The following is a 6,433-nucleotide window of genomic DNA, read 5'->3' on the forward strand; positions in this document are numbered from 1 at the left end:
GTCACTAGATTGATGGAGATAATTAAAATTGATGAAAATGCATTAATGCAAACTTCAATATACCTGGATTATCTGAATGGCATAGTTTTAAGCGAAAAAAATGATTTGAACTTTTTAATTTTATTAAAAAATGTTGAAAATAAGATAAACGTTGCAAAAAAGAAAAAATTATTTGATGTTGATGATTTGGAATTGGATGCCGTTATCAATACAAAAGATTTTAATAGATTAAAAGAAATTTATAATCTATTAATAGAAGAATATGTGAGAGTAAACCGGGAAGATGTTATAGTTTCATGCTTCGTTAATTTAAGGACTGAAGGAATATATTCAAATAACAAAGAGCAATTTATTAAATTATCCAAACAGGCTTCAATCGCTTTGGACAATCACAATTATGATGAATTATTAAAAATCGTAAATAAATTATATGAAATTGATGAAAGGGGTTTTTATGAAAAATAAAAAGAATTCTTCTAAACCAACAATAATATTAAATAAAAGCAGTTCTGGTGATTTTCTAGATTTTTATGATTCATCAGATTTAAAACAAGTAATCAAAATCTTAAATAAAAAAGATAAATAGCCATAATGGCTATTTATACGTCATAATAATTTTTGTTTATTGCCGGTAATTTTGCAAAGATAAATGGAACTACAATTAACACCACAGTCAGTATAAACATAATTGTAATGCTTAGACTATCTGCAGTAGTGAAAGTTGAGTATATGCCTTGAGCCCAAAGTCCAAAGATACAAATTGGCAATATATATTTAATAACAGTTTTCCAAGTTTTACCAACTTTGATTGATGAATTATTATTCAATGTTTCAATCAAATCATCAAATTTATAAATCCAACCGAAGATGATGCATTCAAGAAGTATTGCGAATAATAATGCGAAATTATTTAAGTATCCATCAAATACTCCTAAAATAGTACTTCCAGCACCAGTTGCAAATATAGTTGATATACAAAATCCAACAATACAAACTACCGTTGCAGTCTTTTTACGTTCAATAAGGAATTTTTCTGATATTGAATAACATACTCCTTCAAGAAGTGCAATAACTGAAGTAATTCCAGCAAACAATATGCATATGAAGAATAACGGTCCGATGATGTATGCAACACTACCCATGGTATTGAATACCTGTGGGAAAACTACAAATGCAAGACCTGTTCCTGAAGTTACGAGTTCATTAAATGGAATTCCGCTTGAAAGTGTCATAAATCCCAGAATGGAAAATATTCCAATTGAGTTAAACACTTCAAAACCGGAATTTGAAAATGCTACGATTATTGCATTATCCACTAATTTTGAGCCTTCGGGAAGGTAACTTGCATATGTCATTGCAATTGCCATACCTAAACTTAGGGAAAATACTATTTGTCCAAATGCTGCTAACCACACGTCTAAATTACCTAATGCACTCCAATCTGGTGTAAAAATCTGTGTGTATCCAATGGATGCACCAGGGAGTGTTAAAGAGAATGCTACAATCACTACAACGATTGCACAAAGCAACGGGAGAAGAATTTTACTGACATTTCCTATTCCGTCATTCAAATCCCTTTTGATAATGAACCATGCCAAAAACCAGATAACTAATACTGATGCAAGCACTGTCGGAACGATTGTAAATAGTCCAGATATTGAATCTGTTGCATGCAATACATTGTTTGTAAAGTACAAATCCGGATTTGCTCCCCATGCTTTTGTAAGACTCAAAACAATATAAATCAGGTCCCATCCGACAACACAGACATAATAGGTTGTTATTAAAAATACGACAAGTAGGATGAACCATGCTACCGGTTCCAGTTTTTTGCTGACTGAAAATAATATTCTTGCAAGTGACTTTTTAAACTTGAATCCCACTGCATATTCCACCAGAACAAAAGAAATTCCTAAAAGAAATAGTGAAACGATGTATGGAATCATAAATGATCCTCCACCGTTGGAATATAGAACATTTGGGAAACGCCAAATGTTTCCAAGACCTACAGCAGAACCAATCATTGCCATCATAAATGCAAGATTACTATTCCATTCTGTTTTTTTAGTTTCGCTCATTTTATCACATTAAATTTAATATTATTATTTATGTCTTACAAGTTTAAATAATATTTTACTTAAATTCGAATGTTTCTACTTGAAATGGGCATGTTGCATTTAGTTTTATTAAATTAATTATATGCTGAACAAAATTAAGTTTTCATCATGAAATATTCAGTTTTTCACCAAAAAACGAATATAATATTATAATATTGGGGGGATATTTCTTTTTATGCGGGACTTTCCTTGAGCTTCAAGTACTCATCAATGGCCTCACGAGTGGTTCCAACAACCAAACGGTAATGGGAATCTGTTCCGTTAACAATAACCTTTTCCACTTTTCCCTTGGCTATAACATGCTCACCATCGACCACTTCACCGGCATAGGTGTGTGTAAATGATACGACTTCTTTTAAAGGTACATCAACGCCGTCAAGGACTTCAACGTTATCAATAGTGTACAGTGACGGATTGTCAAAGGCTCCAAGCGCACTGACAATATCTGCTTCGATTTGCGCTATTCCCTGAGGCTCGTATACGGTATCTCCCCAAACGCCTGAGATTTCATCATAATCTTTGGTCGCTAAAATATCAAATAAAGTGCCATTGATTGTTCCTCTATTTGCTTTTCTGTTTTCATACCATCTGAATTCCTCTTTGCTCAGGCTTGCATCGCTCATTCTTTTGTTGTATACGAAATCCCAATAGTCATTGGTAATTCCTTGGACAGTAATGTGCTTGTCGACTTCTTTGATGTAGACTTCTTTGCCTCTGAATTCCTTAAATGTTTCAATTGCCTTTCTGTGGTTGTCAAGACCATAGACGACAAAGTCAAGGTCGCTTACATCATCCTTTTGAAGCCCCGGCAGAATTGATCCTGAAATTCCCAAATGGTCATATGGAATATCGGCCATGAAATGGAAAAAGTCAGCCACGTCCATCAGCTTTGAAATCAGCTCTGGATTTTTGACTTTTCCTCCACTTTCAAAAGTCTTTTTAAGACCAAAAAGTCTATCTTCAGGCTTAATGATTCTTTCAGCTTTGTCGAGGGGAACGCCCATCATTTCTACATTGGTGACATCACAGAAATACAGGTAATCCGGATGATTTTCCCTTAAATAGGTATAAGCCTCTTGAGACCCTACTTTTCTATATCGTTTACCATCCTTTTCACGGTCTCCGTTAGGGTCTGGGATGTATCTTAAAAATGAAATGATTCTGTCTTTGGGGTGAATGTAATTGGTTGATGCGAAATATAAATCATCGCTTGTGTAGATAAAATCTCTTGTTCTAACTTGTTTCATTGTTTTGTCTCCTTGATTTAATTTTAATTTTTCAATTAATTAACCTTTTCTTAAGAATAATAGAATAAGCTAAATGAATCCAGGATGAAAAATAGTGAGAAGGCTTCCATCATTGAGGAAATTATGCTTCCTATGATGAAATAGGATTCCAGGGTTTTCATTAGGATAAATACTGTTGCAAACAATACAAAGGTCAAAATCACGAAATACAGATATTTCCTAACTCCCTTCATTTTGATGATTTTGGTGATTTTGATGAAATTCACAGATTCCTTAATGTCTCCTGTTTCAGTTAATCTGATTTTGGCAAAGGAACAGTATGAAAAGCATATTGCAAACAGTATTATGAATATTGCCAAGGTGGCAACCACTGAGAAGGCCAGATGGTGGTATGCATCTGGGGACAAATATTTGATTAGTTCGGGCAAGGTCAATGTTTCAACCTTGTATTCCACATAGTTTAAGTTACTAAATAATGTGAATATGTTATGGTAAAGGCCAGTTCCATAGGATATGAGTATTGTTCCTATTATTACCAGAAGGTAATAATAGCTTTCTATCATTGTGTCTTTAAAACCCGCTTTTGCTGTGGTCTTAAGGGAAACTTCCCTTATGTCAAATGAATCGTAGACGTAATGGTATGAAATCGCTATGCAAACTCCAAGAATGATTATGCTAATTATTTCATATGCTATAAATATGAAAAGGGATAAATCTCCAATGTATTCTGAATTGATTATCTCTTTAATCATTTCAGTCATGAAAAAAAGAGCAGTGACCAGAATGAATCCTTTATAAGCTCTAAACGGCAATATAAATGCTTTTTTAACAATTTCAAACGTATTCATATAATCAATTTTAACTTTGTTTTTTACAATATAAAAGAATTATTGCTTTTTTTGAGTTTACTTTATATATTTTGAAGTTACTATATTTAATAAGTAAATAATTAAATAGGTTTTATTATGACTATTAATCATAAACATATTAATCAAATTTTTGAATATGACGGAAGCCAGATTAATCCTTCATGGGCATTTCAGGAATTTGGAATTTACGGGTCCTCCGTTATAACCTGGATTGGTCCGGTCAATATCACTCCAGATAATTTAAAGGACTTTGCAGATGTAGGTCTTGAAATCAAATCAAATTACATGGTTAATTTCATCTGTGAGTTTTTTGACCAGCAGCCACCGAATATGAGGGTTGCATATCTAAGGCAAAGACTTCTTGTAATGATTTTCAGGGAAATATTGACAGAGTACGGTGTCGAAACAAATAGGGAAGGTGATGACATTTTTGTCGATGGAGGAAAGCTGTCCATTTCAATAGCTTCAGTTTCCCTTAGCTCAGCAAAGATACACTTTGCTCTTAATCTGAAAGATGAGGGAACTCCTGACGATGTCGATACAATTGGATTGTATGATATTGAGGTTAATGGTCAACATGTTTTCACGGAAGAAAACTTACTGGATTTAATCAATGAAACCGTTACAAGATTTATCGATGAATTGGAAACAATCGAAAATGATATAAGCAAGACAAAGGTGTTAGGATGAAAATTTTAGTTAATGGTATTCAATCTAATTTAAGATTCTCTTCAGCTCATGTAATTCCGGGCCATGATTCATGCGGATTTATTCATGGTCATTCCTACTTTGTGGATGTTGAAATAGAAGGTGACAGGGCTGGGGAATTTGAGTTTGTAGTGGATTTTAAGGATGTTAAAGGATTCACTAAGGCAATTTGTGATGAACTGGATCACAGATTATTAATCCCTGTTTACAATAATCTAATAAATTTTAAGGATTTTGACAAAGGTAAAGATTCAATTTTTGATTTAAAAGAACAAAAATCAGTTTACTTTAAAATTGAGGGTAAAGGATATTCTCTGCCTTCTGTAGACTGTGTATTTTTGCCTCTTCCATATACTTCCGCTGAAGAATTGTCCAAGTTTTTCGCTGAAACCTTGGCCAAAAAGCTCTCTGAAACTTACGATAATCTGCAGTCAGTTTCAGTTTGCGTAAATGAGGGAATAGGTCAGGGAGCATTATACAGGAAAGATATAGAATGAAAGCTCCAATCATTGAAATATTTTCCTCTTTTCAGGGGGAAGGCCTTTTAATAGGTCAAAGACAAATTTTTGTCAGATTTGCAGGCTGTAACCTAAACTGCAACTATTGCGACACCAATGATAGTAAATCAGCAAATTCAGGCAAGTCAATGACTCCCGATGAAGTCGCCAATGAGATAAGAAATATATTGACTCCTGACTGCAAGACAATTTCATTTACTGGAGGTGAGCCTAGTTTATATCCGGACTTTATATCTGAAGTTTCAAAAAGCTTCGATTTAAAGATCATGTTAGAAACAAACGGGACTTTGCCGGACAATATTGATTTGATTGAAAAATTAGACATGGTTTCTTTAGATATTAAATTACCTGAGCATTTTGACGGCGATTTTGATGAAGAAATTTTTTTAAATGAGATTAAATCACTAAATTTATTAATGGCGAAGTGCATAAATGTATATTGTAAAGTAGTTATATTGCCTTCAACAAAAATAAAGTCATTTAAAGAGGTAATCAAAAAATTATCTGATAATATTTCAAGCAAAAGTAATCTTCAAATAATTATCCAACCTTCTAGTCCATTAAGTGAATGGAAGGACCTTAATTTTAAATTATTTGAGTTTTCCGAGATTGTTGGGCAATATTTTGAAGTTTCCACCATTCCTCAAATCCATAAGATTTTGGACATTGAGTGAATTTGTTTTTAATATATTGATTTTATTTAGTTTTTGAAGTGCAATTGTAAATTGAGGTGTGTAAATGAAAAATAAAACATCCATTAATAGAAAATCAAACACAGGTGCAGTTGAACGTGAAACAAAAGTTCACGACAAAGAAGGAGACATAATGGCTATTGCATCAAGAGAAGTCATTTCAATTCCTCCTACTAAACCTATTAAAGATACTGCAAAAGTAATGATGGAACATGAATTTAGAAGATTACCAATCACAGACCCTGGTTCAGGTAAGTTATTGGGTATTGTAACAGTAATGGA

General features: G+C 33.1%; 9 protein-coding genes. 6 read left to right on the plus strand and 3 right to left on the minus strand.

The window, feature by feature from the left end; all coding sequences use genetic code 11:
* Together Q4Q55_RS09265 and Q4Q55_RS09270 are read left to right on the plus strand one after the other, a co-directional pair.
* The coding region (locus tag Q4Q55_RS09265; protein WP_303372527.1) for a hypothetical protein at positions 1 to 465 on the plus strand (465 nt) is incomplete at its 5' end.
* Positions 455 to 586, plus strand: a complete 132-nt coding sequence (locus Q4Q55_RS09270; protein ID WP_303372528.1) for a hypothetical protein — start codon at positions 455 to 457, stop codon at positions 584 to 586. The genes Q4Q55_RS09265 and Q4Q55_RS09270, both read left to right, overlap by 11 nt.
* Before the next feature lie 13 nt (positions 587 to 599).
* Here the strand turns inward: Q4Q55_RS09270 and Q4Q55_RS09275 are convergent, their stop codons facing one another.
* The 3 genes from Q4Q55_RS09275 to Q4Q55_RS09285 form a co-directional block, all read right to left on the minus strand.
* A complete protein-coding gene (locus tag Q4Q55_RS09275) occupies positions 600 to 2,078 on the minus strand; it encodes a sodium-dependent transporter (protein WP_303372529.1) in 1,479 nt (492 codons plus the stop codon).
* A 212-nt stretch (positions 2,079 to 2,290) separates the two neighbouring features.
* Positions 2,291 to 3,364: a DNA polymerase subunit beta gene (locus Q4Q55_RS09280; protein ID WP_303372530.1), complete on the minus strand. Its 1,074-nt coding sequence runs from the start codon at positions 3,362 to 3,364 to the stop codon at positions 2,291 to 2,293.
* Positions 3,365 to 3,414: 50 nt separating this feature from the next.
* On the minus strand, positions 3,415 to 4,212 hold the full coding sequence (locus Q4Q55_RS09285) for a hypothetical protein (protein WP_303372531.1): 798 nt from the start codon (positions 4,210 to 4,212) through the stop codon (positions 3,415 to 3,417).
* A 117-nt stretch (positions 4,213 to 4,329) separates the two neighbouring features.
* On the opposite strand from Q4Q55_RS09285, the gene Q4Q55_RS09290 reads away from it, so the two are divergent.
* The 4 genes from Q4Q55_RS09290 to Q4Q55_RS09305 all read left to right on the plus strand — a co-directional run.
* On the plus strand, positions 4,330 to 4,923 hold the full coding sequence (locus Q4Q55_RS09290; RefSeq protein ID WP_303372532.1) for a DUF366 family protein: 594 nt from the start codon (positions 4,330 to 4,332) through the stop codon (positions 4,921 to 4,923).
* Positions 4,920 to 5,438 carry a 6-carboxytetrahydropterin synthase gene (locus tag Q4Q55_RS09295; RefSeq protein WP_303372533.1) on the plus strand — a complete coding sequence of 173 codons (519 nt, stop codon included), beginning with the start codon at positions 4,920 to 4,922 and terminating at the stop codon, positions 5,436 to 5,438. The genes Q4Q55_RS09290 and Q4Q55_RS09295 overlap by 4 nt, the downstream gene beginning before the upstream one ends.
* A complete protein-coding gene (locus tag Q4Q55_RS09300; protein ID WP_303372534.1) occupies positions 5,435 to 6,133 on the plus strand; it encodes a 7-carboxy-7-deazaguanine synthase QueE in 699 nt (232 codons plus the stop codon). Before Q4Q55_RS09295 ends, Q4Q55_RS09300 begins: the two co-directional genes overlap by 4 nt.
* Before the next feature lie 64 nt (positions 6,134 to 6,197).
* Positions 6,198 to 6,433, plus strand: a 236-nt coding sequence (locus Q4Q55_RS09305; RefSeq protein ID WP_303372535.1) for a CBS domain-containing protein, incomplete at its 3' end; no start/stop codon positions are given.

The sequence above is a fragment of the Methanobrevibacter sp. genome, from assembly GCF_030539555.1.
In the GTDB taxonomy this organism is placed as follows: Archaea; Methanobacteriota; Methanobacteria; order Methanobacteriales; family Methanobacteriaceae; genus Methanocatella.